The organism is Salmonirosea aquatica, assembly GCF_009296315.1.
Taxonomy (GTDB): Bacteria; Bacteroidota; Bacteroidia; order Cytophagales; family Spirosomataceae; genus Salmonirosea; species Salmonirosea aquatica.
On record NZ_WHLY01000002.1, the window covers coordinates 1,791,200 to 1,817,281 of the forward strand.

Annotated in this window: 19 protein-coding genes and 1 pseudogene; 19 read left to right on the forward strand and 1 reads right to left on the reverse strand. The window is 47.3% G+C overall.

Translation table 11 applies throughout. The features are described from left to right. Positions 1-256: 256 nt before the first annotated feature. The 7 genes and pseudogenes from GBK04_RS08555 to GBK04_RS08585 all read left to right on the forward strand — a co-directional run. A complete protein-coding gene (locus tag GBK04_RS08555; RefSeq protein ID WP_373330834.1) occupies positions 257-1,279 on the forward strand; it encodes a glycosyltransferase in 1,023 nt (340 codons plus the stop codon). Then, entirely contained in the window at positions 1,276-2,406 is a 1,131-nt protein-coding gene (locus GBK04_RS08560) for a glycosyltransferase (RefSeq protein ID WP_373330835.1), read from the forward strand. Before GBK04_RS08555 ends, GBK04_RS08560 begins: the two co-directional genes overlap by 4 nt. Positions 2,407-2,423: 17 nt before the next feature. Continuing rightward, positions 2,424-4,277, forward strand: coding sequence for an asparagine synthase (glutamine-hydrolyzing) (gene asnB, locus GBK04_RS08565; protein WP_152758633.1), 1,854 nt, complete (start codon positions 2,424-2,426; stop codon positions 4,275-4,277). After that, positions 4,274-5,365 (forward strand): glycosyltransferase family 4 protein, encoded by a 1,092-nt coding sequence (locus tag GBK04_RS08570; protein ID WP_152758635.1) that lies wholly within the window; start codon positions 4,274-4,276, stop codon positions 5,363-5,365. The genes asnB and GBK04_RS08570 overlap by 4 nt, the downstream gene beginning before the upstream one ends. Next, on the forward strand, positions 5,362-6,516 hold the full coding sequence (locus GBK04_RS08575; protein ID WP_152758637.1) for a glycosyltransferase: 1,155 nt from the start codon (positions 5,362-5,364) through the stop codon (positions 6,514-6,516). The genes GBK04_RS08570 and GBK04_RS08575 overlap by 4 nt, the downstream gene beginning before the upstream one ends. 237 nt (positions 6,517-6,753) lie before the next feature. Beyond that, positions 6,754-7,770 (forward strand): O-antigen ligase family protein, encoded by a 1,017-nt coding sequence (locus GBK04_RS08580; RefSeq protein WP_152758639.1) that lies wholly within the window; start codon positions 6,754-6,756, stop codon positions 7,768-7,770. Between the two features lie 652 nt (positions 7,771-8,422). Further along, positions 8,423-8,602: pseudogene (locus tag GBK04_RS08585) on the forward strand (TerC family protein); the annotation flags it as partial. A gap of 266 nt (positions 8,603-8,868) precedes the next feature. Here the strand turns inward: GBK04_RS08585 and GBK04_RS08590 are convergent. Continuing rightward, on the reverse strand, positions 8,869-10,602 hold the full coding sequence (locus GBK04_RS08590) for a pseudouridine synthase (protein ID WP_152758642.1): 1,734 nt from the start codon (positions 10,600-10,602) through the stop codon (positions 8,869-8,871). A 275-nt stretch (positions 10,603-10,877) separates the two neighbouring features. Here GBK04_RS08590 and GBK04_RS08595 point away from each other — a divergent pair, with 275 nt between their 5' ends. The 12 genes from GBK04_RS08595 to GBK04_RS08650 all read left to right on the forward strand — a co-directional run bounded on the left by GBK04_RS08595 (position 10,878) and on the right by GBK04_RS08650 (position 26,080). Next, positions 10,878-12,866 (forward strand): acetoacetate--CoA ligase, encoded by a 1,989-nt coding sequence (locus tag GBK04_RS08595; protein WP_152758644.1) that lies wholly within the window; start codon positions 10,878-10,880, stop codon positions 12,864-12,866. 99 nt (positions 12,867-12,965) lie between these two features. Further along, positions 12,966-14,666 carry a S41 family peptidase gene (locus GBK04_RS08600; RefSeq protein ID WP_152758646.1) on the forward strand — a complete coding sequence of 567 codons (1,701 nt, stop codon included), beginning with the start codon at positions 12,966-12,968 and terminating at the stop codon, positions 14,664-14,666. A 237-nt stretch (positions 14,667-14,903) separates the two neighbouring features. Continuing rightward, the gene (locus GBK04_RS08605) at positions 14,904-16,313 is read left to right on the forward strand and encodes an SGNH/GDSL hydrolase family protein (protein ID WP_152758648.1); all 1,410 of its coding nucleotides are present in this window, start codon (positions 14,904-14,906) and stop codon (positions 16,311-16,313) included. A 256-nt stretch (positions 16,314-16,569) separates the two neighbouring features. After that, positions 16,570-17,166, forward strand: coding sequence for a Crp/Fnr family transcriptional regulator (locus GBK04_RS08610; RefSeq protein WP_152758650.1), 597 nt, complete (start codon positions 16,570-16,572; stop codon positions 17,164-17,166). A 175-nt stretch (positions 17,167-17,341) separates the two neighbouring features. After that, the gene (locus GBK04_RS08615) at positions 17,342-17,773 is read left to right on the forward strand and encodes an META domain-containing protein (RefSeq protein ID WP_373330836.1); all 432 of its coding nucleotides are present in this window, start codon (positions 17,342-17,344) and stop codon (positions 17,771-17,773) included. 136 nt (positions 17,774-17,909) lie between these two features. Next, positions 17,910-19,286 (forward strand): sulfatase, encoded by a 1,377-nt coding sequence (locus GBK04_RS08620; RefSeq protein WP_152758654.1) that lies wholly within the window; start codon positions 17,910-17,912, stop codon positions 19,284-19,286. A gap of 286 nt (positions 19,287-19,572) precedes the next feature. Continuing rightward, positions 19,573-20,325 (forward strand): class I SAM-dependent methyltransferase, encoded by a 753-nt coding sequence (locus GBK04_RS08625; protein WP_152758656.1) that lies wholly within the window; start codon positions 19,573-19,575, stop codon positions 20,323-20,325. A gap of 238 nt (positions 20,326-20,563) precedes the next feature. Continuing rightward, positions 20,564-21,559 carry a glycosyltransferase family 2 protein gene (locus tag GBK04_RS08630; protein ID WP_152758658.1) on the forward strand — a complete coding sequence of 332 codons (996 nt, stop codon included), beginning with the start codon at positions 20,564-20,566 and terminating at the stop codon, positions 21,557-21,559. A gap of 11 nt (positions 21,560-21,570) precedes the next feature. Then, positions 21,571-22,557 (forward strand): glycosyltransferase family 4 protein, encoded by a 987-nt coding sequence (locus GBK04_RS08635; protein WP_152758660.1) that lies wholly within the window; start codon positions 21,571-21,573, stop codon positions 22,555-22,557. 203 nt (positions 22,558-22,760) lie between these two features. Further along, positions 22,761-23,933 (forward strand): glycosyltransferase family 4 protein, encoded by a 1,173-nt coding sequence (locus GBK04_RS08640; protein WP_152758662.1) that lies wholly within the window; start codon positions 22,761-22,763, stop codon positions 23,931-23,933. Positions 23,934-23,945: 12 nt separating this feature from the next. Then, positions 23,946-25,277, forward strand: coding sequence for a hypothetical protein (locus GBK04_RS08645; RefSeq protein WP_152758664.1), 1,332 nt, complete (start codon positions 23,946-23,948; stop codon positions 25,275-25,277). Continuing rightward, positions 25,274-26,080, forward strand: coding sequence for a class I SAM-dependent methyltransferase (locus GBK04_RS08650; protein ID WP_152758666.1), 807 nt, complete (start codon positions 25,274-25,276; stop codon positions 26,078-26,080). The genes GBK04_RS08645 and GBK04_RS08650 overlap by 4 nt, the downstream gene beginning before the upstream one ends. The last annotated feature ends 2 nt before the right edge of the window (positions 26,081-26,082 follow it).

Here is a 26,082-nt window from a genome sequence, read left to right on the forward strand (position 1 = left end):
ATAAATGTAGCAAGAGCGAACCCCGCTCGGGGTTCGCTCTTTTTTTATACCTTGCTGTCGGAAAAGTACTCACAATAGCCTTTTGACCTGAATTCATGTTGGAAAATATTAGAGGCCACAGTGCTAGTCAACTAGAAGTAGACGATCCAGTTTAATGGCTTAATTCCACGAAATCAATATGTCTCCTGCTTTGCATCCATTGACCTTTGGAATAATGCCCTGGAATGAGCAAAGTACTAATCCCTACCAGCGGCTTATGGCCCAGGGTTTTGAGAAGGTCGGTGTACAAATTGATAAAATTCCTTATTTCCCTTTTGAACCACTCAGCAAAACGTTAAGGATCACTTCGGCAGACGTAATCCTACTCGATTGGGTACATTCATTTTACACTTCCCCTAGCCTGATCCCCACTGTGGTTAAAACATTGGCGGGCATTCGGGATCGGCATAAAATCAGGCATCGTCAGGTACCGATCATCTGGAACATTCATAATCTGCATCGCCACGATAATCGGCATCAACTGCTGGAGCAATGGAGTTTCAGACAATTGGCTCGGGCAGTGGATGGCATCCGGATATTTAATCAATGTTCTACTTCCGTCGTTCAAGAATACCTTGCCTTGCCTGCCTCTACTCCCATACGGCATATTCCCCACGGAAATTATAGCGAAATTCTGGGCCGAGATCCGAATCTGGACCTGAATCAGAAACTAGGGATAGAGTCCGAAGATTGGACACTGCTGATCTTAGGGGAAATACGAGAAGGGAAAGGAGTAGTCCCATTTGTGAAAACGTTTTGCACGTACAATCAAAATAATCCAGGTTTAAAGCTGGTGGTAGCTGGAAAACCTCAGAACAGCACCCTAGCCCGCGATTTGATGGAGACTGCTGCTACCTACTCCTCATTACGCCTTCATTTACAGTATGTACCTGACTGTCAGTTACTCAATTTTTTAGATCTGGCTCGTTTTGTGGTGCTCCCTTACGAAAACATACTCAATTCCGGTATGGCAGCTTTGGCGTTTAGCGCGGGAAAACCGGTAATAGCCTCGGAGTTGTTTGTAGGGCATTTTCCTGAGAACATTGTTTTGACGGGAAACTTGCACGATGTCCAGTCTCTGGGTTTACTCATAGAACGGGCACGGCAGTTGGACGAAAAAGAAACAAGAAAAAAGGTGCTGGAATTTGCTAAAACTCTGGAATGGAGTGTTATCGCCGAACAGATTCGACTCTTCGGAGAGGAACTTTTGATGCGGTACCCAACCAAAAAACAAGTATGAACACATTGTTCTTTCTCTATGTCCCCCCCCGTCTGTATATTATAAGCTATTGGAGTTATAACAATCCAAAAACATTTGTGGGAGCGCTTCGTCCTTACCGCATGTCTGATTTTTTCAGGCAAAAAGGGTGGGATGTCACGCTCGTGACTTCGACCTGTTCGAGCGGACCGGAACTAACCATACCCGAAAGTCGATGGATGCGATGGTCTGTGCTTCGGGCATTTCCACCTGACTATACGTTTCTGTGGGCGCTTAAGGTGATCTGGGTTTTACGTAAAAAAATAAAGTATTCGCCAATACCTGTTTATTTACTCACGACCTGCCCACCCAATGGCCTAGTGATAGCTGGCATCGTAGGCAAATTTTTTTTTCCTTCCCAAATAAAATGGATACTCGATTTCCGGGATCTATGGACACAACACCCATTGTATGCCCCACCGATTACCAAAAGGTACCTCGATCCATTTATTGAGCGTTGGGCTATGTACCATGCTGATCATATTGTGTGCAATACCGTCTGGGATCAAAATCACTGGTCGGGTCGTTTTCCAGGCCATCGCTCCAAACTTTTGACTGTTGCAAATGGCTTTGATCATATATTACAGAATCAGGCTGTTCATAATATAGATAATTTACGATTTGTTTACACAGGGGGTACTACTGCCGGGCAAGCGACCCGATGGATTCATAGCTTACTCAACTGTTTTCAGGAACAGGTAGTAACCTGTGATTTTTATGGAGAATATGACACCTTTATGGACACATCACCTTGCATCTCCTACCGGGGCGTAGTTGAACCAGAAGAGATCCCTCTTCTACTGACTGCTTACCGCTTTGGGTTTATTTATCTGCCCAAAGGCAGCGAAATGGGTGGACGAGTTGCCCAGAAATTTTATGATTACCTGGGATCCGGAGTCATTCCGATATGCTATCGCCCCTCTCAAGAAATGCGCCGGTTGATTGGAGAACTCCGCACCGGAGTCTGTATTAGCGAAAATGATTCGCCATATGATACAATCAGGGCAATTCAAATCGCTGAATTCCGGGCTTCTGCGGAACAGCTAGCCCTTCTGCAAAGAAACACACAGTTTGAAAAACTTTACAATTCCCTACCTTCGTTATCCTAGGTAGGTTTGATGAAATTATGTGTGGAATTTTAGGTGTTTATTCTTTGGATGGTTCACCCATCCAATTTTCCGAGAGCCAGTTTGATGAGGCTATAAGCCGGATGAAGCACCGAGGGCCCGATGCTACTGGCCGCTATACCGCTCCCGACCGTAGTATTGAACTGGGTCATGTACGCCTTTCCATCATCGACCTCTCAAATGAATCCAATCAGCCATTTCATTACGGTAATCTATGTCTTATTTTCAATGGCGAAATATATAATTACCTGGAAATTAGAGAAGAGCTGGTGTCAAAAGGATACAAGTTCCGTACTACGTCTGATACAGAAGTCCTGGCAGCTGCTTACCAGGAGTGGGGATATGATTGTCTACTGCGATTCAATGGAATGTGGGCTTTTGCTCTTTATGACAAAGACCGCAAAAGCCTGTTCTTAGCCCGTGACCGCTTTGGGATAAAGCCCTGTTATTATCATGCCGATCAGCATGCCTTCTATTTTGGATCGGTTATCAAGAGCCTATTGGTCCTAAAACCCGCCCTCCGTACTCCAAACCTGAATACCATTGCCGGCTACTGCCGTGAGTCAGTTGGAGGCGAGTCGCTCGATACTTGGTTCGAAAATGTGAGTCGACTGGCTCCCGCCCATTATATGGTCATACGCCAGGGTCAAACCCAAACTATCCGCTACTGGGATTACCCTGACAATGAAGATACGACTACTTCCTTTCAAGAGGCAACCCATAGGTATCGCACTTTGTTCGAGGATGCAACCCGCATACGACTGCGAACCGATGTGCCCTATGGAGCCACGCTCTCGTCAGGTATTGATTCACAGTCGATCGTGGCCATGGCCCAGCGTATTTCCGGCCGTTCTCTGTACACATACACGGCTAGTTTCCCTGACAAGCCCTACGATGAATTTAAAACTGTAGAATCTTTGCAGAAGGACATGGGCTATAGGGCTCATCAGCAGAGGGTCGATTATACCGATTTCTTACCCGATTTACGGCTGTTAGTTTATCACCTGGAGGGTGGACATTCGTCTCCAGCGATTTTCCCTCTCTCGCAGGTACTTCAGAGAGCGAAGCAAGACATCATTGTCTTTCTGGAAGGTCAGGGAGCTGATGAGTTGCTGGCCGGCTATATCAACGCTATTTTTTGTGAATATTGGTTAGATCGTATCAAGGCCGGGGAACTTAAGGCCTCTTGGACTGCCCTACGCGCTTTCAGAAAAAACTGGTCGCTTACTTACGCAGGCTTGTTGTTTTTACGTACCAGTCTACCCGCCCGTTTTCGAACGCTGGGAAGAAAAGCTCAGGGCATAGAAAATATTTACGGTACCGGCCTTTCGAAATATAGAGACCAACCGCCGCAGAAAAAATTTTCGGGCTTACTTAAACAGCGGCTTTACGAACAGCATACGGGCGGGCTTGTCAATCTGCTCCATTATGGAGACAACATCTCCATGATGCACTCATTGGAAAGCCGCCTGCCATTCATGGATTACCGGTTGGTTGAATATGTGTTTAGATTACCCGACAGCTACCTGATCCATCAGGGCATGGGTAAATACCTGCATAGGCAAGCAATGCAGGGGATTGTGCCAAATAAATTATTGGATGATCGGAACAAAATAGGATTTACCTCGCCTTTTGAGGAAGTATTTCAGAACCGGGACCTCCTCAACTATATAAAAAGCCACCCTGTAGTCACCCAGGAGCATTGGTTTGATCAGGTTGCCTTAGACAGTCTAATTGAAAACGTGGAACGGAATAGAAAAAAGCAGCATCGGCTACTATTTAGAATTTTGAGCGTGGCACTTTGGTATGATGCATTCTTGCAGCCCGAGATATCCGGAAGCAGAACACCATGACAACTAAAAAAAGGATACTTTTTCTTCAAAACAGGTTACTTCATTATCGCATTCCGCTGTATGAATTCCTCAATCGTCAAGCAGGCTATGAGGTATGTGTAGCTTTTCCTTACGGAGACGTGGTGCCAAAAACTGAGTTTCGGCAAATAAAACTGTCAATACAGAAGGCAAAGGCGTTCGTATTGCACGAAAGGTTATATGAACTTTGCTGCGAATACGATGTAGTAATTGCTATGTTCGATATCCGGTGGCTGACTCATCTTAAGCTCGTGCTAATACGAAACCGTCCTTTTGGTTATGTTTTCTGGGGAATAGGTGTCTCTACCGAAAAAGGCTACGATGCCATCAAACTGTATGATCCGGTTCGTTATTACTTTGCACGCCGGGCCGACGCCATGATATTCTATTCAGACTACCCGGTTGAGAAATACAAACGGGCTGGAATCTCTGAACAAAAGCTTTTTGTTGCACCTAACACAGTCAATACCGAGTGGTCAGATGAGTACTGGGATCAGAGAAGTCAAGCTATTAAAACCAAACTCGTCTTCATAGGTTCATTGCAGGCTCGAAAAAACTTGGATGAACTTTTACATTGTTTTTTCATACTAGCTCCCAAGTACCACTATCTTACGCTGCACATTGTGGGTGAAGGAACTCTAAAACCGCTGTTGAAGGAAAAAATCTTAAATCAAGGAATGGAGAAACGCATTGTCTTCCATGGCCAAGTCAATCAGGACAAAGTTCTAAGTACTATTTTCAAGGATGCACTGGTCTGTGTTTCTCCCGGGCAGGCGGGATTATCAGTACTTAAAAGTTTTTCCTTTGGCTTGCCTTTTATCACCAGTGCCCATGCGATTACAGGCGGCGAACGCTTTGCTATTCAGGATGATTACAATGGATTCCTATACCCCGGCACCTATCCCAATCTAGAATCTACTCTGCTAGCTCTCCTAGATAATCCACAGCGAGTCAAGGTAATGTCAAAAGCTGCCTGTGACAGTTATTGGCGGCACCGTACGATCGATGTAATGGCCTCGGGTTTCAGTAAAGCCATCGAATATGCATTTTCCTTACGCCAAAAGCCATGAACATCCTTCATGTGGTATATAGTTTGGTTCCGCACAGGTACAAAGGAGGCATACCCAAAGCCGTATATGAACTGGCCCGCGCTCAGGCTCAACTGGGACATCAGTCGGTAGTATATACTACCAACTATAACAGCGACGAGAAATTCATTCTTACAGAAGAGAATCGGTCTCTGACAAGTGAAGGAGTTGAAATTCATTATTTTGATGCCTATAAAGCAGGTGTGCTATTTTCCCCAGAACTTTTCAAGGCCTTGCGGTATAATGGGTCTCAGTTCGATGTCATTCACGCCCACAATGTATTCCATCCCCTTAACCAATACGCCAGTCGAGTAGGAAAGCGCTGCGGCTTGCCAGTTTTTTTCCATATCCATGGTAGCCTCGATCCTGGGGTTGTTCAGAAGGGCTTATTAAAGAGTCTAAAGAAAAAGCTATATTTATTTCTTTTTGAAATACCTACCTTACGTAAATCGGCAGGAATATTTGCTATCTCACAGGATGAAGCTGACTTAATCCGTCAACTGATTGAAAACGTGCCTGTACATTATTTGCCAAACGGTATCCATCTGCCGGCCTTTCACAAAAAAGAAGAGAAAACTTTTATCAGAATAGTATTCATTGGCCGAATTCACCCAAAGAAAGGACTACATTACCTTTTAGCTGCTCTGAGAGAAGTAGCGGCTGTTGTGCCAGAGGTTCACTTGTATATTGGGGGTGACCGAAAACAGAATCCCGGGTACGTAGGACAGTTAGACATGTTGATCGAAGAATATAAATTGAGTAAGAAGATCACATGGCTGGGTTTTTTGGACGAAGCCCAAAAGTACGCCCGCTTGGCCGAGGCCGATATTTTCTGCCATTTATCACATAGCGAAGGCTTGACTCTGGCTATCATGGAGAGCATGGGTAGCGGAGTAGCAACCCTAATCGGCAAAGGCTGGAATGTTGACCAAGCTGTACGTATGGAAGCCTTAGTCACCTGTGATCCGACCCAGCCACAGGAAGTGGCGAGCATACTACTAGGGTTAATCCGGAACAGACTTGCCAGGCTGGCTTTAGGACAGAACGCCCGGAAGTATGTTGCCCAATATCATGACTGGACTAGGATTGCACAAACCTGTGTGGACGTCTACCAACGTATATTGTCAAGATAAAATGTACTACAGGCCCTATCGATTTATCAAATTCCTTTACCGCTTTGATAAGAACTGGTTTTTATTCCTGGCCAATGTACTGCTAGTAATTATGGGCTACTGGATGGCCAATGTGGCTAAAGAGTTCTATGCATTTCTGAAAATCGGGCGTATAGCGCTCCTGCTGTATTCCATTTTTCAGCTCTATAATTCCCCCCTTCAGTCAGATATATACTCAGATCAACGTTTTTTTATGTAGTGCCTGTTTTTGGTTTGTTATTCATTCCCTCCGTTATTTTATCAGAACACCCTACCGTCGCCTTGTTCCGGCTATTTACAATTCTGATTTACCTCTTTTACCTGGAATATTTTTTCCGTACCACCTCCACTTCACAATCTGCTCGGGATCGTCATTTCATTCTTATTGAAATTTTTCGTTTTGTCTATTTTGTTCCTATCGCTATTTATCTAATCAATACCCCAACTTTGGGTGAAACTAACATTTACGGCGAACAGAGCGATGACTTGGGCCTTACATCTAACAACTTTGGCTGGGCAGCATCCTTCTATTTTCTATTGACCATAGATCGTATCAAGAACTTTCCCAACAGCAAGTTCTTGGCTCTTATTGATGTTCTTACACTTCCTATTGCCCTGTATCTGGTTATTATTAGCGGTAGTCGGAGCTCTACTCTCGCCATAGCACTCAGTGGTATGCTTTTGATCCTGCTTCGTAGAAACATCTCTCTTACCCTTAAAACAGGGTTGCTGATAGGTATGACTTTTATTTACTTATTGGTGTCGAGTAGTCAAAACCTAGCGTTAAACAGGCATCAGGGTCACTCAAAGCAGGGTGTCGTTAACAAAGAATCCCGATTGCTTATTTGGAACGACATTTTTTCTATTGTTTCAGAGAATCCCCAGCTGCTGCTTTTTGGTGTAGGGCCCGACAACTCGACGGAGGCTGTTAATAAATATAAACACCGCTTTTATAAGGTACATCCCCATAATACATATATTATTGTCCTTTTTGAGAGCGGTATCATCTGCTTCGCTTGGTTTGTACTTTTCTTTATCGCCAAACCTTTAATTTTTTATTTTAAAAATGATGCGTCACATTTTTCATATATTCTGCATCCATTTGTCATATCATTCTTTGATCATAACCTTGGACCAGGACAATTTCTGGCCTTCCCGCTTTTTTCATTGATCTTTTTCTACCTGTATCGTTCTTCTCCTAGCCTAGCTGTACGCGACATTGCAGTCCTGAAATAAACAAAGGCACGGAAAATTTCCATGCCTTGTTCCACACTATACACACACTATTATCTTAAGTATCGGGAAGAGCTTTCAGATGCTCTGTCATTATCAAGTCCAGTTGGGGCTAGAGGATAGCAGAATTTGCCTTGACCCTTATTATAACCCTTATTATAACCCTTATTTAGCAAAGACTGTGCCAAAATTAAGAATTCTATTGATCATAACCGAAAGGAAATTAAAATATTTTCATTTTTTTAATTAAGTGCCCTAAATATTCTTTGTGGCTTCCGCAGCAAGCCAGTACTTTCATCGATGGAAATCGCTAGAAACAGGTACTGCTGCCCTAGAATCCTTATTTACCAATTATTCAATCATTAATCTATTCACCCTCACGTGGTTAGAAGTAGGATTGGGAATAAATAACATAATTTTCATTATAATTGTTGCCGGTAAACTCCAAAAATTACATCAAGACAAAGCTTAAAAATTTTATCTAGGGTCGCGATAGTGCTAAGGCACTTCCATTGCTTACCATTTCGAGGAACGATTCTGCTCGGTTCTCAATTTTGCTGCACCACCAGAAAAATTCACTACGGACTGGAAAAGGAATCCAATTTCTTGCCTTCTTAGTAACAGACTATCCTGTTAAGAAAGAGCGCTCCCCTTTGGACGTGCCCTAACCCAGATGGTCCTGCTCAATGTTATTTTTTCATTCGATAAGGTATTGATTGTGGTCGGATTGGCAGAAAACATACTAATCATAACTACCGCTTTTGTCTTTTCCACCCGTATCATGGTTATTCTGCGACGAGATTTGGCAATTTTTGCCAATGAAATCTTTCAATAAAAAAATCCTTGCCCTGTCGCTTCTGATAACGATTGGTACGCTTCTTGTGGCAAAGGCAGCCTATCATAAAATACCCCAATGCTACGTGTGTTTTGCCGTGCCCTTTTGGCAGTGGCGATCTTTAACATGCGTACGACAAGAGCAACAGAACTGATTAAACTAAAGGATCGAGTAGACTAGTGTTTCCACTTCTCTTTTCTTTAACGGTCCCATCGGCTAATTAATAATGCGCCGATGAGCCCGTTAAAAATTCCTTTTATAGCCGATTATAGCAGAAATTTAAGCTTAATTACTTCCTTTTCATTCAGAAAACGCCACTTTCCCCGAGGCAAGTCCTTCTTATTGAGTCCGGCAAAAACCGTCCGGTCCAACTTTTGTACTTCATAACCAAAGTGCTCGAACATACGGCGTACGATACGGTTCCGGCCACTATGGATTTCGAGGCCCACCACCATGGCGTCGGGGGTCACGATTCCAAGATCATCAGGTTTTACAAACCCGTCCTCCAGCTCAAATCCAGCCTGCATAGCTTCAAAATCCTCGGTTGTAATGGGCTTATCCAATTCAGCCTGATAGATTTTCTTCACATTACTTGATGGATGCGTCAACTTTTTGGCCAGTTCACCATCATTGGTTAGCAAAAGCAGGCCCGTCGTATTGCGATCCAAGCGACCGACTGGGTATATACGTTCCTCACAGGCACCCGCTACCAGATCCATTACCGTCCTTCGGTCGTCAGGATCCTCGGTTGTGGTGATGTAATCCTTGGGTTTGTTAATCAGCAGATAGACCATCCGCTCGGGGTTGAGCAATTTCTTGCCATATTTCACTACATCCGAGCGCTTGACTTTGTAGCCCATCTCAGTCACTACAGCACCGTTCACAGTAATTTGCCCGGCTTCGATCAATTCGTCTGCTTCGCGGCGCGAACAGATACCAGCATTGGCGATGTAGCGGTTCAGACGCAGCACATCGTCGTCGGTATGTTTTTGAACTTTCGGTTTCCGGTCTTCATAATCGCTGAAATCATAGCGGGGAGGACGGCTGAAACGACCTGCCCGACGATTTTTGGCTTCACTTGGTCCATCTTGCTTTTCGTTGCGCCTGGAATCGCGGGGTACCTCGGAACGGGGGGGTTCTGTACGGTTGCGGTCAAATTTGCGATTCCCCTGTTCCAACCCCTTGCGAAAGGGACCACCGTCCCCTCGTGAACGGTCGTCACGCGTATCGCGGCGAGGGCGGTCAGAGGTACGCTCATCGCGGTCTCTATCAAAATTGCGGGTCGGGCGAGCCGAATCCCGCCGCTGGTCAGAACCTCCAGGGGTACCTTCCCGACGAAAATCGTTGCTACGTGCGCCACGCTCGTCGCGATTGCGGTCAAAGTCACGGGGTGCACGCTCGTTCCTACTGCTAGAAGCAGAACCTCTTTCATCGCGGCGGGGACCACTTTCTTCCCTAGGCCTATCGAAGTCACGGCGAGCCGGACGGTCAGAATCCCGGTCGCCCCGTCCCCTATCTTTGTTCCTGGGCCGATCAAAATCGCGCCGGGGTGAATCTTGCGGACGACTTCCGCGGTCGTCACGACGAGGTCGGTCAGAACTTCTGTCGTCGCGATTGCGATCAAAACTGCGGCCCGACTCACTGCCCGATTTATAGCCTCCTGCCGGTTTGTTGAAATCTCGGGCGGGCCGTTCCCGGAATGAATCACCTTCAGGGGTAGCCCGTTTGTCACGGAGTCGGTCGTCGCGGTCGAGCTTCCGCACCGGAGAATCCTCTGCTTTCAGCCGGTTGAAGTCTGACTTTTTGAGGGTAGGTTTATTAAAAAGTTTTTCCGTTGTCTTCTTTCTGGATTTGAAGACCGGCCCCTCAGAGCGCCCTCCTTTTTCGGAGTCGCGCGCGGGACGGGCGGAGGTGTAACGTGATTCATCCTTGCCTTCCTGGCTGCGGGACGATGGGCGTGAAAACTTGGGATCTTTGAGAAATTCGTTTCGTTTTTTCATAGGAATGCAGTATCGCTACTGGATGGTTGTTCCTTTTGCCGAATTATCGGTAAGTAGTAAATAATATAAAAATAACTGGGAGGTAGGTACTAAGGCCCCAGGATAACGCTCCTGACGGTCAGAAAATTACATATCCTCCTAAAAATGGAACGCAAAGGTACGGTATTTTCCTGAACGAATTATTTCTGGATTTCATATCCCAGAAAGCCCCTCTCTCTCGTTAGTACTAACTGAAATTAATGCAGGCCTTTGCCTGACAATATATCCTAAACCCCATGACAACATCCGTACCGCCCTCCCCCCTATGGAAACCCAGCCGGGCTTTCGTGGAGCAGTCGAATCTGAAGAGCTACATGGACTGGCTTTTTGTCAAAAAAGGTCTTTTTTTTCGTGATTATCATGATCTGTGGGAGTGGTCGGTGACCGATACCGAAGATTTCTGGGAAAGCCTTTGGCATTACTTTCAGATAAAATGCCACGACACGTATTTTGACGTCGTTCGGCCCGGCGAGAGCGATATGATCCATACGCAATGGTTCACCCGCGCTACGCTCAATTACACCGAACATGTTTTTCGCCACAAGACTAAAGAACGCCCCGCCCTGGTGTTTCAGTCGGAGCGACACGCACTGACCGAAATTTCTTGGGACGCATTAGAAAAGCAGGTGGCCGCCGTAGCTACCTGGCTGCGAAAACGGGGTGTACAGCGGGGCGACCGCGTGGCCGCCGTGCTACCCAATATCCCGCAGGCCGTGGTGGCCTTTCTGGCGACCAACGCCGTGGGAGCCGTGTGGTCGAGCTGCTCTCCCGATTTCGGACAAGCCAGTATCCTGGATCGCTTTGCCCAAATCGCTCCCAAGGTACTCATCATGGCCGATGGCTACCAATACAATGGCCGGACCTACGATAAGACAACTGCCTTTCGTGCATTGCTCGATGCGCTTCCCTCGGTAGAGCTTCCGGTACTGGTACCTTACCTTGACGCCGAAGGTACCCTCGAAGGTACCATTTCGTGGGAGGACATTCTCCATAGCCCCAACACAGGTCTCGATTTTGAAGCGGTACCCTTTGACCATCCCATCTGGGTACTCTATTCATCGGGTACCACGGGCAAGCCTAAGGCCATTACGCATAGCGTGGGCGGCTGTCTGCTTGAGCATCTGAAAACGCTGGCTTTGCACCAGAACGTGAAGCCCGGCGACCGTTACTTCTGGTACTCCACCACGGGCTGGATGATGTGGAATTATTCGCTGGCTTCGCTGCTGACGGGCGCCACGCTGGTGCTGTACGACGGTGCGCCTGCCTTTCCTACCCTACAGGTACTATGGACTTTTGCCGAAAAGGCCCGGATCAACCACTTTGGGGGCGGGGCGGCCTACTTCATTGCCTGCCACAAAGCCAACCTGAGCCTGCCCAGCGAACGACTGAAGCACCTCATTTCCATTGGCTCTACGGGTTCGCCGCTGACTCCGGACGCCTGTACCTGGATTTATGAGGCGGTACGGAAAGATGTATGGCTCATTTCCCTGAGTGGTGGTACCGATGTGTGCAGCGCCTTTGTGGGCGGGTGCCCGCTACTGCCCGTATACGCGGGCGAAATCCAGTGCCGGATGCTGGGCTGCCATTTGGAAGCTTTCGACGATGAGGGCGAGCCGGTCATTGATCAGCTAGGCGAAATGGTGATCCTCAAGCCCATGCCCTCAATGCCCATCTATTTCTGGAACGATCCCGACGATGAGCGCTACCGCAGCAGCTACTTCGAAACCTACCCCGGTGTATGGCGGCACGGCGACTGGATCAAGATCACCTCGCGCGGCTCTGTCATCATTTTCGGACGATCGGATGCTACCTTGAACCGCGGTGGCGTACGTATCGGTACTGCCGAGGTATACGCCGCCGTAGAAAGTATCCCCGAAATCAGGGACAGTCTGGTGGTGTATCTGGAAAATGAAGACGGCAGCGGCGACATGCCTTTGTTTGTGGTACTCAAAGAGGGAGGTACCTTAAACGACGAACTACGATCCCGCATCAATGCCACGCTCCGCCATCAATTTAGCCCCAGGCACGTACCCGACCGCATTGAGGAAATCGCAGAGGTACCTTATACCATCAGTGGCAAAAAATTGGAAGCACCCGTTAAGAAAATCCTGATGGGGCGTGAGCCTGCCCGCGTAGCGAGCCGCGACACGATGCGTAATCCTGACGCTTTGGATATTTTTGTGCGCATGGCGGCCAAAAAGTCCCGTGCCGTAAAGCCGTTATGAACAAACCAATCCTGTTCCAAGCAACGTTTGGAAATTTTTCGCGTTATTTATAGGTACATTTTTTGAAAATAAAACCCTACCTAAGCATAAAAAAGACCCATGAGCCAGCCTACTCCCGACAAACCTATTCAAAATTCACCGTACGTAGTGCGGCTTCCTATTATAATCAGCCTCACGCTGGCCGCCGGCATGTTGTTAGGGGCTACCTTTTTTAGTGGTGGCAAAAAACTGACCGACGTAGCCAAGGGCTACGCCAAGTTCCGGGAAGTACTGATGCTGGTGGAGAATAATTACGTGGATTCGGTCAACACCGACGAACTGGTCGATTATTCCATTGCCAAAATGCTGGAAAAGCTCGACCCACACACGTCCTATTTCAACGCCGAGGAAGCTACCACGGCCCGCTCACAATTGGAGTCGGGCTTTGATGGAATCGGCGTGGAGTTCAATATTTATAACGACACTGTCTATGTCGTGAGTCCCCTGAGCGGCGGGCCGTCCGAGTCCATCGGTATTCTGAGCGGTGACCGCATTTTGAAGGTGGACGGTGAAAATCTTTCCGGCCCCGGCGTGACCAACGCCAAGGTGTTCAAGCTACTGCGCGGCAAACGGGGCTCCGAAGTGAAACTACACATTGGGCGCGGCAGCATGAAAGACGGACTGGACTTCACCGTCGTGCGCGACCGCATCCCTACCTACTCGGTGGACGCCGCCTATATGGTGGATCAGGAGATTGGCTATATCAAAGTGAGCCGCTTCTCGGAAACTACCTACGATGAATTCAAAACTGCACTCAGCTCTCTGAAAAGCGCCGGTCTGAAAAAGCTGATTCTCGACCTGCGCGGGAACCCCGGCGGCTACATGGAACGGGCGACGAGTATTGCTGACGAGTTGATTTCGGGGAATAAGTTGCTGGTGTACACCGATGGCAAAGACAGCCGTTTCGATCGGAAAACCAATGCCAAGTTTGACGGCATGTTTGAAGAAGGGCCGATTGTGGTTCTGGCGGACGAAGGTAGTGCTTCGGCTTCCGAAATTCTGGCGGGTGCCCTGCAGGACCACGACCGCGCGCTGGTGGTAGGTCGCCGCACCTTTGGCAAAGGCCTGGTGCAGATGCCCATCAGACTTTCCGACGGCTCAGAACTACGCCTGACGATCTCGCGCTACTACACGCCCAGCGGCCGCAGCATCCAGAAACACTATGACCTGGGTAAAGGCGAAGTGTACAACGAAGACCTAACCAACCGCTTCAACAGTGGCGAGTATTTTAGCGCCGACAGCATCAAGTTCGATTCTACCCTGAAGTACAAAACCGACGGTGGCCGGCTGGTGTATGGCGGTGGCGGGATCATGCCCGACGTGTTCGTACCCCGCGACACCAGCATGAACAGCAAGTTCCTGTTTGAGCTATACGCCAAGAACATCATCCGCGAATACGCCCTGCGCTACGTGAACGATCACAAGAAGGTGTTGGAAAAGCAGAATTTCAACGAGTACCTCACCAAATTCAACGTTTCGGACGCAATGGTGAATGAATTGGTGCAGGACGCGAAGAAGGCGGGAATCAAGTATAACGAAAAAGAACTTAATCGCTCCAAGCCCCTGATCCTGGCCCAAACCAAGGGCCTGATTGGCCGCTACCAGTGGGGACGCCAGCGGAAAGACGGCCTAAACAATGAAATATTCCAGGTACTCAATCCGATGGATAATGTGTACCAGGAAGCCATCAAGCAGTTTGGCAAAGCCACGGATTTGGAAAAAGGCGATTTCAGTAGTTTGAATATGACGAAGGAGAAGTAGATTATCAGATATGGGTTATGAAAATTCCCACCGAGAGACTCGGTGGGAATTTTTTGTTTGGGTATATCTCTTTTTGCAACTCCTTCCAACCTTTTTATCCAGGATAGGTTCCATGGTACTGAGGAAACACTGAAAACAGCATTTTCATACCCGGGTATGAGGGCAGCACCTTCGCATTTTCTAAATTTGTCACTATCCGTTTCTAATTATAATCTAAATTCTTAACCTGATTTTACTATGAAGACACCCAACATCTTACTGGCAGCCAGCATCGCCCTCGGCGTGGTAGCCTGTAGCAACATCTTCCAGGGTGAGGACACACTCCTCCCCTACCACTCGGAAGACCCTTTGAAGGCCGGGGAAATCTCGCTGCCTGTGAAGGTCGACCCAACGTTCGGTTGGGCTCCACAACCGGGTTCCGTCAATCTGGGGGGGCTGAAAAGCAAGACGGGCGGGGAGCCCGTGTTCGTAGTGCTTGGTGAGGGAGTAGCGGCTGGTTACCGCGACGGGGGGTTGTTCCGGGAGGGGCAGCTTACCGCTTACCCTAACCTGGTAGCCCGGCAGATGGGGCTTACTAATTTTACTCAGCCGCTGTTCGAGCGGGCGAATGGCAACGGGACGGGGCGTTTGGTCATTGATGAAGGCAGTGAGAACCTACGCTGGAAGGAAGTGACGAACAACCTGGCCTATAAGGAAAAAGGCTCCTCTATTGAATTTGAACCCTACACGGGCAAATCGATCAATAACTTTTCGGCTCCTGGATTTCATCCTGGTTTTTTTGCTGCCAATCCTAGTGAACTGCTACTAAATGAGATTACTTACTTCAGGAATAATCCGTTGCCTATTGAAAAAAATAATATCAATTATCTATGGGATAAATATGCTATGCCAACCGCGTTAGCTAGTCGCTTCATTCCAGCTAATACGGGTACGGGCTGGGATCGAATCAATATGCTGAAACCTGATTTAGGGATAATCGATGCAGGCCTGGACATCAATATTCTAACTCATATCCAGGGAGCAGGAAAGGGATTAACTATAAGCCAACGCTCACCGGACTGGGAATTACAGATTTTGAACAATATAGAAAAGACAGGAATGAAATATGTGTATATGACAATTCCTGACATTCTGGATTTTCCGTATTTCAAGCTCTATACGTATGAAAGTATGGTAAAAAAGACGGGCAAAGTTCCGCAAATTATTCCAAATGGCACTACCGAAATTCGAAGCGTCGAACCAGGTGATATATTGCTACCTACGGCCAATGTGGTGAATTTGTATAATAGCACATTTCAGGGGCCGCTTACAGACGCTGACGTAGTCAGGGCACAAGAAGCGGGTCGTCCCGAATATTATAATGACTGGTTCATCAAAAAATTCGCAAAAGACTATGGGTATCCAATAGTTGATTTTTATTCGGTTTACAAAAAGATAATGGCTGGGCAGTATGTCTCGGAGGACGGCTTCAGAATAGACCCCTCTTTCCCGAATGGAAACTTCTTTTCTGCTGATGGAATCTACCCATCGGCCATCGGGCAGGCCGTGCTGGCTAATGAAGTCATCAAGGTCTTCAATACTTCCTACGGGATGCAGATTCCGTTGATTCATATTGGTAACTATGCTGCTGAGTTGGGCAAGAATTAAACCACTTCCGAACTTCACTCTAACCCGGTCAGCTTATGAAACCAATTTCCATTTTTTCCTTCCCACGGGAAAACAAAGGGTTCCTTTTATGCTGGTGAGGTGAGTTTGCGTTTTATATGAGAAGGTCAGGCGCTCGCTCCCCAACGCGTGCCTGACCCTTTTTTGTTTGAAATGCGGTCTTTTTTCAATAACCCCCTCCAACCTTTTCAGCCGGGGTAGGTTCTGCGTTACACAGCCCATCCACAACCACATCTTCATGGAATTACTTCCCACCCTCGTTAAAATCACCCATCTGCCGGAAAAAGAACTCATGCCCGTACTGAATCTCTTCGAGTCCATCGACGTGCCGGCCAAAACAGTGCTGCTGGTTCCGGGTAAGGTCTGCTCGCAGGTGTGGTTCGTAGGGAGTGGATCCCTTCGCGCCTACTACCAATTGGAAGAGCGAAAACGTACCAATCCGGGAATGAGCGAGGAGAAAATCACGCGCGAGGTAACGAACTGGCTCATCCCGACGGGCGGGCTGCACACCGCGATGCGGAGTTTTTCGCAGCAGGTACCGACCTTCTACTATGTCGAGACGCTGGAAGCGAGCCGATTGTTTACGTTGTCCTATCCGAACTATCGGCTCGCCCTGCGTTTACATCCTGAGGTAGTGTGGAAAATATTCGAATATGTCATCGTCATGGCCGATCTGCGGCTACATATCAGCAACCTCCGCTATCCCGAAGATCGTTTACGTGTGTTTGAGCTGACCTATCCTGGGACGATAAGCCAACTCCCTGTCCATATTCAGGCCTCGTATCTCAACATCGATCCGAATACGTTGAGCAGACTGCGGGCGAAGCGACAGTAGCGTTATTTTCATACTCGGGTATAACTGTGACAGCTAGGCATTATTTAAATTTGTCACGGATGGAATGTCCGGTTTGCTTCTTGGCAAAGTGTATCACTTGAAGTTGGGATGTAGTGAATGTAATCCGTATAAAATAAGCGAGCGAAACAAACAATAACAATTTAAACATATGACGATGCATATCTGGAAAATTGTAGTGCTATTCCTTATTTTTATTGGCTGCGCGGTGATGGGTTGTTCACAGGAAACCCTTAAAACCAGTCCTGAAAACCTGCTCGGTCGATGGCAAATGGTCAAAGCAATTCAAAGCGGCAATGAAGTCGATAAGCCTAACCCTTATTTAAGACGCTATGAAGTTGAAATAGAGTTTCTGCCGGACGGTAAACTCACTGGTACGTCTTCCGCAAATCCCATGGTCGGCCAATATGAAACTCAATCCAGTAACTTTATTTCTATCCATTGCGGCTATGAGTCGAAAGTTGGCGAAAACGCATGGGGGGATTTGTTTGCCGATACAATAGAAAATGTGGATACCTATAAAATAAAAAATAATATGCTTTTCCTCAGTCACATGGACAATCAACTCATTTTCCAAAAAATAAAATAAAATGCCTTGATCTGTACTTGGTTAAGGTACCTTTTCTTATGTAGCCATTCCTGGCCCGGAACAGGCTATCGTGCGTAGCGATAGCCTGTTCCGGTATAAAAGAGTAGCGGTTTGCTTTTTTACAGAAAGCGATTTTATGAGAATTTTCCTCGGCTTTCTGCTAATGGTATTTTTTGGGGTAGGTACCTTGGCCCAAACCCTGCCGCCCGCAAGGCCCAACATTATCTACATCATGGCCGACGACCTGGGGTACTTCGACCTGGGTTGCTACGGCAATCCCTATAATGAAACACCGCACCTGGATTCGCTGGCGCGGCACGGGCTGCGCTTCACGCAGGCCTACTCGGCCAGTCCGGTCTGCTCGCCCTCGCGGGCGGCGATTCTGACGGGTCGCCACCCGGCGCGTTATGGCCTTACTAACTTCATTGCGGGCAACCGCACCGATCCCGCCTCGCCCGTAAATCCCGCGCCCTGGAATCCCTTTCTACCCTCCTCGGCGACCACGCTGGCCGAATGGATCAAGCCGCTGGGTTACACCACGGGTATGGTGGGTAAGTGGCATCTGGGCGGTGCCGACAGCCTGGCACCCTGGAATCAGGGATTCGATTTCAGCCGGATGATCGGGAAAAATGGGCTCGACTACTACAACTACTCCATTTTTGAGGATAGCTATACGAAAGAATTCAAAGACGACGGCACCAAGTACCTCACCGACAAACTCTCGGATTATGCGGTGGAGTTTGTGGAAATGAACGCTAAAAAGTCATTTTTCCTCTATCTCACCTACTCAACGCCGCATGTAATGCTGGTACCCCGAGGCGATAAACTGCGGAAGTACTTCATGAAGTACAATCAGTTTGAGGGCAAGTACAACCCCAACTACGCCGCCATGATCGAAAGCATGGACGAGGGCGTGGGCCGGTTGATGGAGACGCTGCAAAAGAACGGGCTGCTGGAAAATACGCTGGTCATATTCACCTCCGACAACGGAGGGGTAGGTCTGGACGAACTCGGCCCCATCCCGACCAACATGGAGCCGCTGCGCAAGTGGAAGGGCCACATTTACGAAGGGGGTATCCGCATCCCGGCCATTGCGTTCTGGAAAGAGAAAATCGCGCCCGGTCAAACCAGCGATCAGTACTTCAGCAATGTGGACTACTTCGCCACGTTCAGCGAGCTACTCAGGTACCCGATGCCGAACATCGAAATGGATAGCCGGAGCATTCTGGCCAACCTTCTCGATCCCAAAACAACGCGGCCCGATCAGCCCGCCTACTGGCACTACCCGCATTTCAGCAACCAGATGGGCCGCCCCGCCGGGGCCATGCGGCTGGGCGACTACAAGCTCACCGAAAGCTACGAGACCGGAGAAATGGAACTCTACAACCTGCGGGAGGACCTCAGCGAAAGCAAGAACTTGGCGGCTTCGATGCCGGAAAAAAAGCAGGAAATGGCCGCTCAGTGGAAAGCCTGGCAGCAGCAGGTGAAGGCCAATATGCCAGTGCGGAAGTAAGGGGTACCCTAAAATTTCTATCGGATTCTATGTATATTTCTGCTAGCGAGGCCTGTAATGCTTCAAATTGCGCCATTGAGTCCTATGCTCAGGATTTCCGGAATGAAGTCAATTGCCTCCCTCAAATTGACCTTACGCTTGTCGTTTAGGATTTGTTTTATAATTTGCCACAGCGCCAGCTAACTGGCAGGCATCGGACGGCTCGTTAAGATTGCCTATTAAAAAAATAAACAAGCACTTATTTTATCTTGTAGTATATGATCCAGTGCTTGCCACATTTTAACTGATGAATGATCAAATAATATACATCCATACCCCGGCTACCCATAATACGAGAGCCGCCAAAGCTTTTTTACCGATCCTGTTTGAGGAAATAAAATTACCACAATCCGTAGTAGATGTTGGCTGCGGCACAGGTACATGGCTTAGTGTTTTCAAGGAGATGGGTATAAAACGAGTTCTGGGTATCGACGGTAACAATGTGGATTTGGCACAACTACATATCGATCGAAACGAGTTCAAGGCTGTGAACCTGACCCAGCCAGTCAAGCTTAATGAAAGATTTGATTTGGCTGTGTGTCTGGAAGTAGCCGAACATTTGCCAGAAGCGTCAGCCGAGGTATTGGTCAGCACTTTATGCGACTTATCCGATCAGATTCTTTTTTCAGCTGCTTTGCCGGATCAGGGAGGGCAGAATCATCTCAACGAGCAATTTATTGACTATTGGGTAAATAAATTCAATCAAAGGGGATACATATGTCGGGATTTATTCAGGGCTAAAATTTGGAATGATTCCCAGATAGACTGCTGGTATCGACAAAATATGTTTTTCTTCGAAAGAATACAAGAAAACCCCATAGTACAGGAGAAAATAAATGCTTATTATCATCCAGAAATATATGCTTTCAAACATTCACAATATTCAAAAACCTTAGGTGCAAAACAAAAACTGATCAACGGAGAAATTTCAGTACTGAGCTCTTTAAAAATTCTAGTTAAATCTATATTTTTTAATCTTAAAAAACTAGTAAACAATTAAGGTTTCGTTGCCTAGCTCTTAAAGAATCGATTATTACCGTAATGCGGATTAGTAATATGCCAGATTAAATCCAGAAAGCTTAAAATTCAAACCAATCAAAGATTTACTAAATGGCATTTTAGATTTATTTAATCCCAATTATCGATCATTTAAAAGTTATACAACAAAGCCAATAAATAATATAATTACCCCGCTGAACCATCGGTTGAATCTGCACCAGTAAGATGAGCTATGATTTATGAAAATTAGCGTAATTATGCCGGTATACAATGGTGAACTCTATCTTAGGGAGGCTATTGAGAGCATACTGGGACAGACTTATACTGATTTTGAATTTATCATCATTAATGATGGCTCAACGGATACCAGTGGAAGTATAATAGATTCCTATAAAGACTCCCGGATTAAGCATATTAAAAATGAGAGAAACGCCGGCCTTGTCTCTGCGTTGAACGTAGGCATTGATCTGGCTCAGGGTGAGTATATAGCTCGAATGGATGCCGATGACATCAGTCTCCCGGAAAGATTTGCCAAACAGGTTGCTTTTATGAACCAGCATACTGAAGTAGGCGTCTGTGGTACTGCTTACCAATATATTGGAAATAGGAGCGGCACTATAACACTGCCAGAGAGTTTTGAAAAGTCTTTTACGTTTCTATCCAGCAATTCTTGCCTGGCTCACCCCACTGTTATGATCCGGCGGGCTGTCTTAGAACAGCATTCCATTCGTTACGAAAATGATTACCCTTACGCGGAGGACTATGCCTTTTGGATCAGGATCGGGCAGGTTGCCCATCTCACTTCTCTAAGTGAACCCCTACTGAGTTATCGATGGCACTCGGCCAATATCAGCCAGTCCACCAACAGACAGTCCCAAAGCCGGGCAAGGGCGCGCATACTATGGTATGAGTTGGCATTAAAATGTCCACTGAGTGATCTCCAAGCTAATTATTTGGAGAAAAAGAAACTTTCTTGGGAGGTATTTAAGGCCGGGAAAAAGCTTATAAAAAGCATACTAAGTGCTAAAATCACACTGCCTGTCGACTACGATTACTACGGCAAACTGGCCGTTACAGAGTGGGAACTGGAAATAATCGATCACTTTGGCCTTCGGGGCGTGATTGCTTGTCTTATAGATTTAGTATTTAGAAAAAAAGGTACTCCTACTGCCATAGGCCTAATCGCATACTATATTCATCGATTCGGCGTAAGTTTGGCATTGGGGATAAAATAATATTGATATTCATGCGTAAGCTGCAAGCCCTTGTCAACCATATATTTCTGCTTCCCAAGTTGGCTTTTACTTGGTTTGGCATTAAGGCTATATCAGATCAAACCGGCTTGTTCTGCTTTTTTCCCTATTACCAGACCGGGGGTTCGGAACGCGTGCATGCCGATATTCTGCAAAGTGTGAGCGAAGCAATTCCTAGGGAACATCTAATTGTTTTTTTTACTAAGCCCTCAGATTCAAATACTTTCAAAAGTTTTTTTTACAGAGTTGCCCGGTGTTTCGAAATCGCAGGATTAGATCGCTCGAAATACCGCCAGATTTTTATCCGACTGATAAGTCGGGTTATTAACAACTGTCCCAACCCAACCGTATTGGGTGCAAATGCCACTTATTTATACGAGATAATTCCCTATTTAAAAGCGTCAGTACGAGTGATTGACCTGACACATTCGTTTGTACCTGAATCCAATAACCCGATTGAGCTAGCTAGCCTACCCTACGTACACCGCCTGGCGAAGCGGGTGGTCATCAACCAGGCTGTCAAACGGGATTACGAGCGCCTCTATACCAAGCACGGCCTAGCGCAAAAGGAATGGCTGGAGCGAATTGAAGTGATTCATAACCAGCTAAGCTGCCCGCCCTGGGATCTTGCAAAAAAAAATTACGACATACCTCCTTTGAGAGTGCTGTTCGTAGGTCGGAATAGTCCTGAAAAGAGGATTTTGCTCCTAGGTCAAATTGCCCACGAACTGCGTCATGAACCAGTGGAGTTTACCCTTGTCGGCCCCCAACTCGCTCAACGCGTTGATCCGGAGCATCGCGACTACTTTTCCTTCCAAGGAGAAATTACCGATCCTGAAGTACTGATAAACCTATACAAAAAACATCATGTCGTTCTGATCACTTCACGACGGGAGGGCTTTCCATTGGTTCTGGCTGAGGGCATGGCCCATGGAGCATTGCCAATGGCCACTAACGTGGGGGCATTGCTCAACATGTAACGCACCAGACGAACGGGTACCTTATTGAAAATCACACCGACGAAGCCAAAATCGTAAAAGAAGCAGCTGGCTATATAAGACAACTTCTTGCAAATCCTGGCAAGCTGTTGGCAATGGGAAAAGCGGCTCAGCAAGAGGCATACCATAGCTTCAGCCCGGCGATTTTTGCCGAAAAATGGAATGAACTATTGAATACCTAGCCGATGGAAAGTACTCCAGGAACCAAAGTCCTCATCATTCTTCCTCATACTGGTACCGGGGGCGATACGCAGGTTCTATATAACTTACTCTATGTGCTGAGCTCCGATTCCCTAAAATTCCATCTACTGGTCAGCCAGCGCGGGGCTATGCATGAGCATTTCCGGCAGTTCGGAGAAGTCTATACATTTCCAATAGACGACATGAAGTGGACCAGACGGTTTTTCCGCCGATTTCTGTTGCCTGTATTCGTCGGGCTGAAGAAACAGTACGGGCGCTACTTGCTCAGGAAGATCAACCCGGACTTGGTTTATATCAATACAGTCAATGAACATGAATTCAGTCAGATCGCAGTTCGATCGGACAAAAGACTTATTGTACACGTGCACGAAATGGGGTTTGTCGTAACTCAGCGGATGCGAACCCGTTGGATGGAAGCCCTTTTGTCAAAAGCCCATATAGTAGTTAGCCCGGCTCGGGCAGCAGCTGAGTTTTACCGCGATGTGTACGGAGTTCCCGAAGAAAAGATGAAGCTTATATACGAAACTGTGAGTGAGAAGCGACTCAGCCAGCAACGTCTAAAGGGTGAGCAAGTTGAGCTGAGAACTGCCGCTGACATCCTGCTGATTGGGGCCGTTGGCTCGGTTATTTACAGAAAAGGCGTGGATACCTTTCTGCGGGCATGTAGTATTTTGAAAGACAAGCTGCCCAATCAGTCATTCGAGTTTTTGTGGTTAGGCGGGCCATCCGAACTACAGGATAAGTCGATATATTACCGAGCTTTGCTCAAAAGCATCGAGCGCGAGGGACTGCAGTCGCACTTTCGTTTTCTGCCCCATTCCAGCGAAGTAGGTGATTTCTATGCTGATTTGGATATATTTGTTCTGCCTTCCCGAATGGAAGCCTTTCCGTTGGTGATTCTGGAAGCATGCCTGGCTGAAAAGCCCGTGGTAGCAATGGATGTCGCGGGCGTCCGTGAAGTAGTGGATGACGAAACCGGGTATCTGGTTCGGGATCAGACGCCTGAGGGCCTGGCACAGGGCATTGCTTATTTTATCCAAAATGCAGAACTTCGGCGGGTGGCGGGCCAAAATGGCCGGAAACGGGTTCTTGAAAAGTATGAGGCCACTGTGCAATCCTTCAAATGGCGGCAATTGCTCATAGAAGCTACGTCGTAATAATTATTATCTATGAAGATTGGCGTTCTGGCCCAATATCTTGATACCCGATCTGACGTACGGGAAATGCTCCAAATTCTGGCCAAAAATCACCGTTTAATCGTTTATCTTAAGGCGTCCGATTCCTTTCGCATTGCGCCTATATTACCCACCGAAGTGGAGGTAACGGTTATTCCTCCCACAACTTCTTTTCTTACGAAACTTCTGCTAATCTTTTGGCAGTATATCTACCTTGTTTTCGGAAAAATCCCACGCAGCCGTTATAATTATTACATGGTGGAGCATATAAGGCTCAGTGATCGGAATATGGGACATCTGGCCAGGTACACCCATGCATTTTTGGTTGGATTAAGTAAATATGTCCCTCACTTCATCAGCTATGATACTTATCTTCAAGGGTTAGCTTGGCTACCTAAGCCACTCCCGCTGGACTCTGATATCGAGGTATTCTTTTGTAACACCCAAATCTACGACGACCGGCTGTATGCCCACATACTTAATCAGAACAAGCCCGTCTGGACCTATGTCTACAGTTGGGATCATCCCTGCAAGATGAAAACCTTCTCAACACGTACCCGCTATCTGGTCTGGAATGAAGGGTTAAGGGAAGATCTAACCCAGTTGCAGAGGGTACCCCTCTCGCAGATTATCCTGTGGGGAGCCACACAATTTTCGTATGTACAAGCGCACCTGCACCGGGATGGATTCCAGGAAAGCCCCTACCCTTTTCCTTATGTGTATCTGGGGTTTGCTACGGGCTATGACGAACTGGTAGCGCAGGAAGTAAAGTACGTGGTAAGTATTGCTCGTGTGCTGGCCAAAGTACTACCTGAATGGAAGTTAGTGGTACGTCCATATCCTTTCCAGAAACAGTGGAACCTATATGCATCACTCAGGGATAGGGATAATGTGGTATTTGATGATCAGTTCCGAACTACTTCCCAGAGTTTTTCGGTAGAATATGACGGAGTACAAGACAAACTCTGGAAAATGCAGCACGCAAGAGCTTTTCTGCATTTCGGAACCACCATGGGCTATGAGGCCTGCTACTTTGATATCCCGTCCTGCCTGATGGCTTTCGTGCCACCACACTTGGACTCGTTACTACACGGTTTTGTGCATCAGTATCAAAACGGTAAGTACCTTCACCAGACGGACTTCCCAAATGTGGTTATTAACTCAGAACAGCTTGAACCCTTATTTGAGCTCATTGCGAATAGTCCCGAACAGCTGTTGAAGTACAACGAAAAAATCAGGCAACTTACACCGCTGCGTTCACTGGAAGCCATGAGTCGCGAACTATTGATGATGTTCGAGCCCGAAGTAAAATCCCCTAGCCCATGACCCCTCACCTATCGGAATCGCTTCACGCGACCAAAGATGCCATTCTGTACGATTTGCGGGATGCTCCGGCTACCCTCCGGGGTATGTTCCTGAAAAACTGGCTCCGTTATCGGGCTTCGGTACACTATGTATTGAAAGCGCTACCCGACCCGAACCAAAAACGCCTACTAGACTATGGATGCGGACATCCGTTTATGACCCGCATCCTGACCGACCTCGGCTACACGATCACAGGCTACGAGCCTTATGCTACTGAGGCCGAATGGCAGACTGCCCGTTGGCTAGGTGTCGAGGATCGCTATACCACCCAACTGCAAGCCGACCAGGCCTATGATTTGGTATTGATGATCGATGTCATTGAACACCTCTCCGTCATTAAACCCATCATGATCGAGATTAATCAGTTGACCGCGCCGGACGGGTACCTTGTGCTTTCTACGCCCAATGTTATGCGGATTGAAATGTGGCTGCTGTTTGTCCGGCGTCGAACTGGACATCCGCAGCCCCTTCGGCATTTTCTGGAGAGCAACGACAATTTCACGCACCACCAGCGAGAATTCACCCAAGCTGAGCTACGCCAAACGGCGCGGCATTTTGGCTATAAGGTCCTGCTTTCAGCATGCCAGTCCACGCGTGATCCTAAGGCATTGCGCGATTATCACGCCCTATTGACTGGATTGAATGAAACACCTTCGCCTAAATCGACACTATACAATGCGGTAGTTGACTTTCTATACCGATGGTTCCCCAATAGTCTAGCCAATAACCTTTTCCTGATTGGTCAGAAACCAGCGACCCTTTGAAC

Coding starts and splice junctions, on each gene's coding strand:
- GBK04_RS08605 (WP_152758648.1), top strand. CDS start 14,904: ATGAAGACACCCAACATCTTACTGGCAGCCAGCATCGCCCTCGGCGTG.
- GBK04_RS08590 (WP_152758642.1), bottom strand. CDS start 10,602: ATGAAAAAACGAAACGAATTTCTCAAAGATCCCAAGTTTTCACGCCCA.
- GBK04_RS08645 (WP_152758664.1), top strand. CDS start 23,946: ATGAAGATTGGCGTTCTGGCCCAATATCTTGATACCCGATCTGACGTA.
- GBK04_RS08620 (WP_152758654.1), top strand. CDS start 17,910: ATGAGAATTTTCCTCGGCTTTCTGCTAATGGTATTTTTTGGGGTAGGT.
- GBK04_RS08610 (WP_152758650.1), top strand. CDS start 16,570: ATGGAATTACTTCCCACCCTCGTTAAAATCACCCATCTGCCGGAAAAA.
- GBK04_RS08570 (WP_152758635.1), top strand. CDS start 4,274: ATGACAACTAAAAAAAGGATACTTTTTCTTCAAAACAGGTTACTTCAT.
- GBK04_RS08595 (WP_152758644.1), top strand. CDS start 10,878: ATGACAACATCCGTACCGCCCTCCCCCCTATGGAAACCCAGCCGGGCT.
- GBK04_RS08625 (WP_152758656.1), top strand. CDS start 19,573: ATGAATGATCAAATAATATACATCCATACCCCGGCTACCCATAATACG.
- GBK04_RS08560 (WP_373330835.1), top strand. CDS start 1,276: ATGAACACATTGTTCTTTCTCTATGTCCCCCCCCGTCTGTATATTATA.
- GBK04_RS08600 (WP_152758646.1), top strand. CDS start 12,966: ATGAGCCAGCCTACTCCCGACAAACCTATTCAAAATTCACCGTACGTA.
- GBK04_RS08575 (WP_152758637.1), top strand. CDS start 5,362: ATGAACATCCTTCATGTGGTATATAGTTTGGTTCCGCACAGGTACAAA.
- asnB (WP_152758633.1), top strand. CDS start 2,424: ATGTGTGGAATTTTAGGTGTTTATTCTTTGGATGGTTCACCCATCCAA.
- GBK04_RS08555 (WP_373330834.1), top strand. CDS start 257: ATGGCCCAGGGTTTTGAGAAGGTCGGTGTACAAATTGATAAAATTCCT.
- GBK04_RS08630 (WP_152758658.1), top strand. CDS start 20,564: ATGAAAATTAGCGTAATTATGCCGGTATACAATGGTGAACTCTATCTT.
- GBK04_RS08650 (WP_152758666.1), top strand. CDS start 25,274: ATGACCCCTCACCTATCGGAATCGCTTCACGCGACCAAAGATGCCATT.
- GBK04_RS08635 (WP_152758660.1), top strand. CDS start 21,571: ATGCGTAAGCTGCAAGCCCTTGTCAACCATATATTTCTGCTTCCCAAG.
- GBK04_RS08640 (WP_152758662.1), top strand. CDS start 22,761: ATGGAAAGTACTCCAGGAACCAAAGTCCTCATCATTCTTCCTCATACT.
- GBK04_RS08615 (WP_373330836.1), top strand. CDS start 17,342: ATGCATATCTGGAAAATTGTAGTGCTATTCCTTATTTTTATTGGCTGC.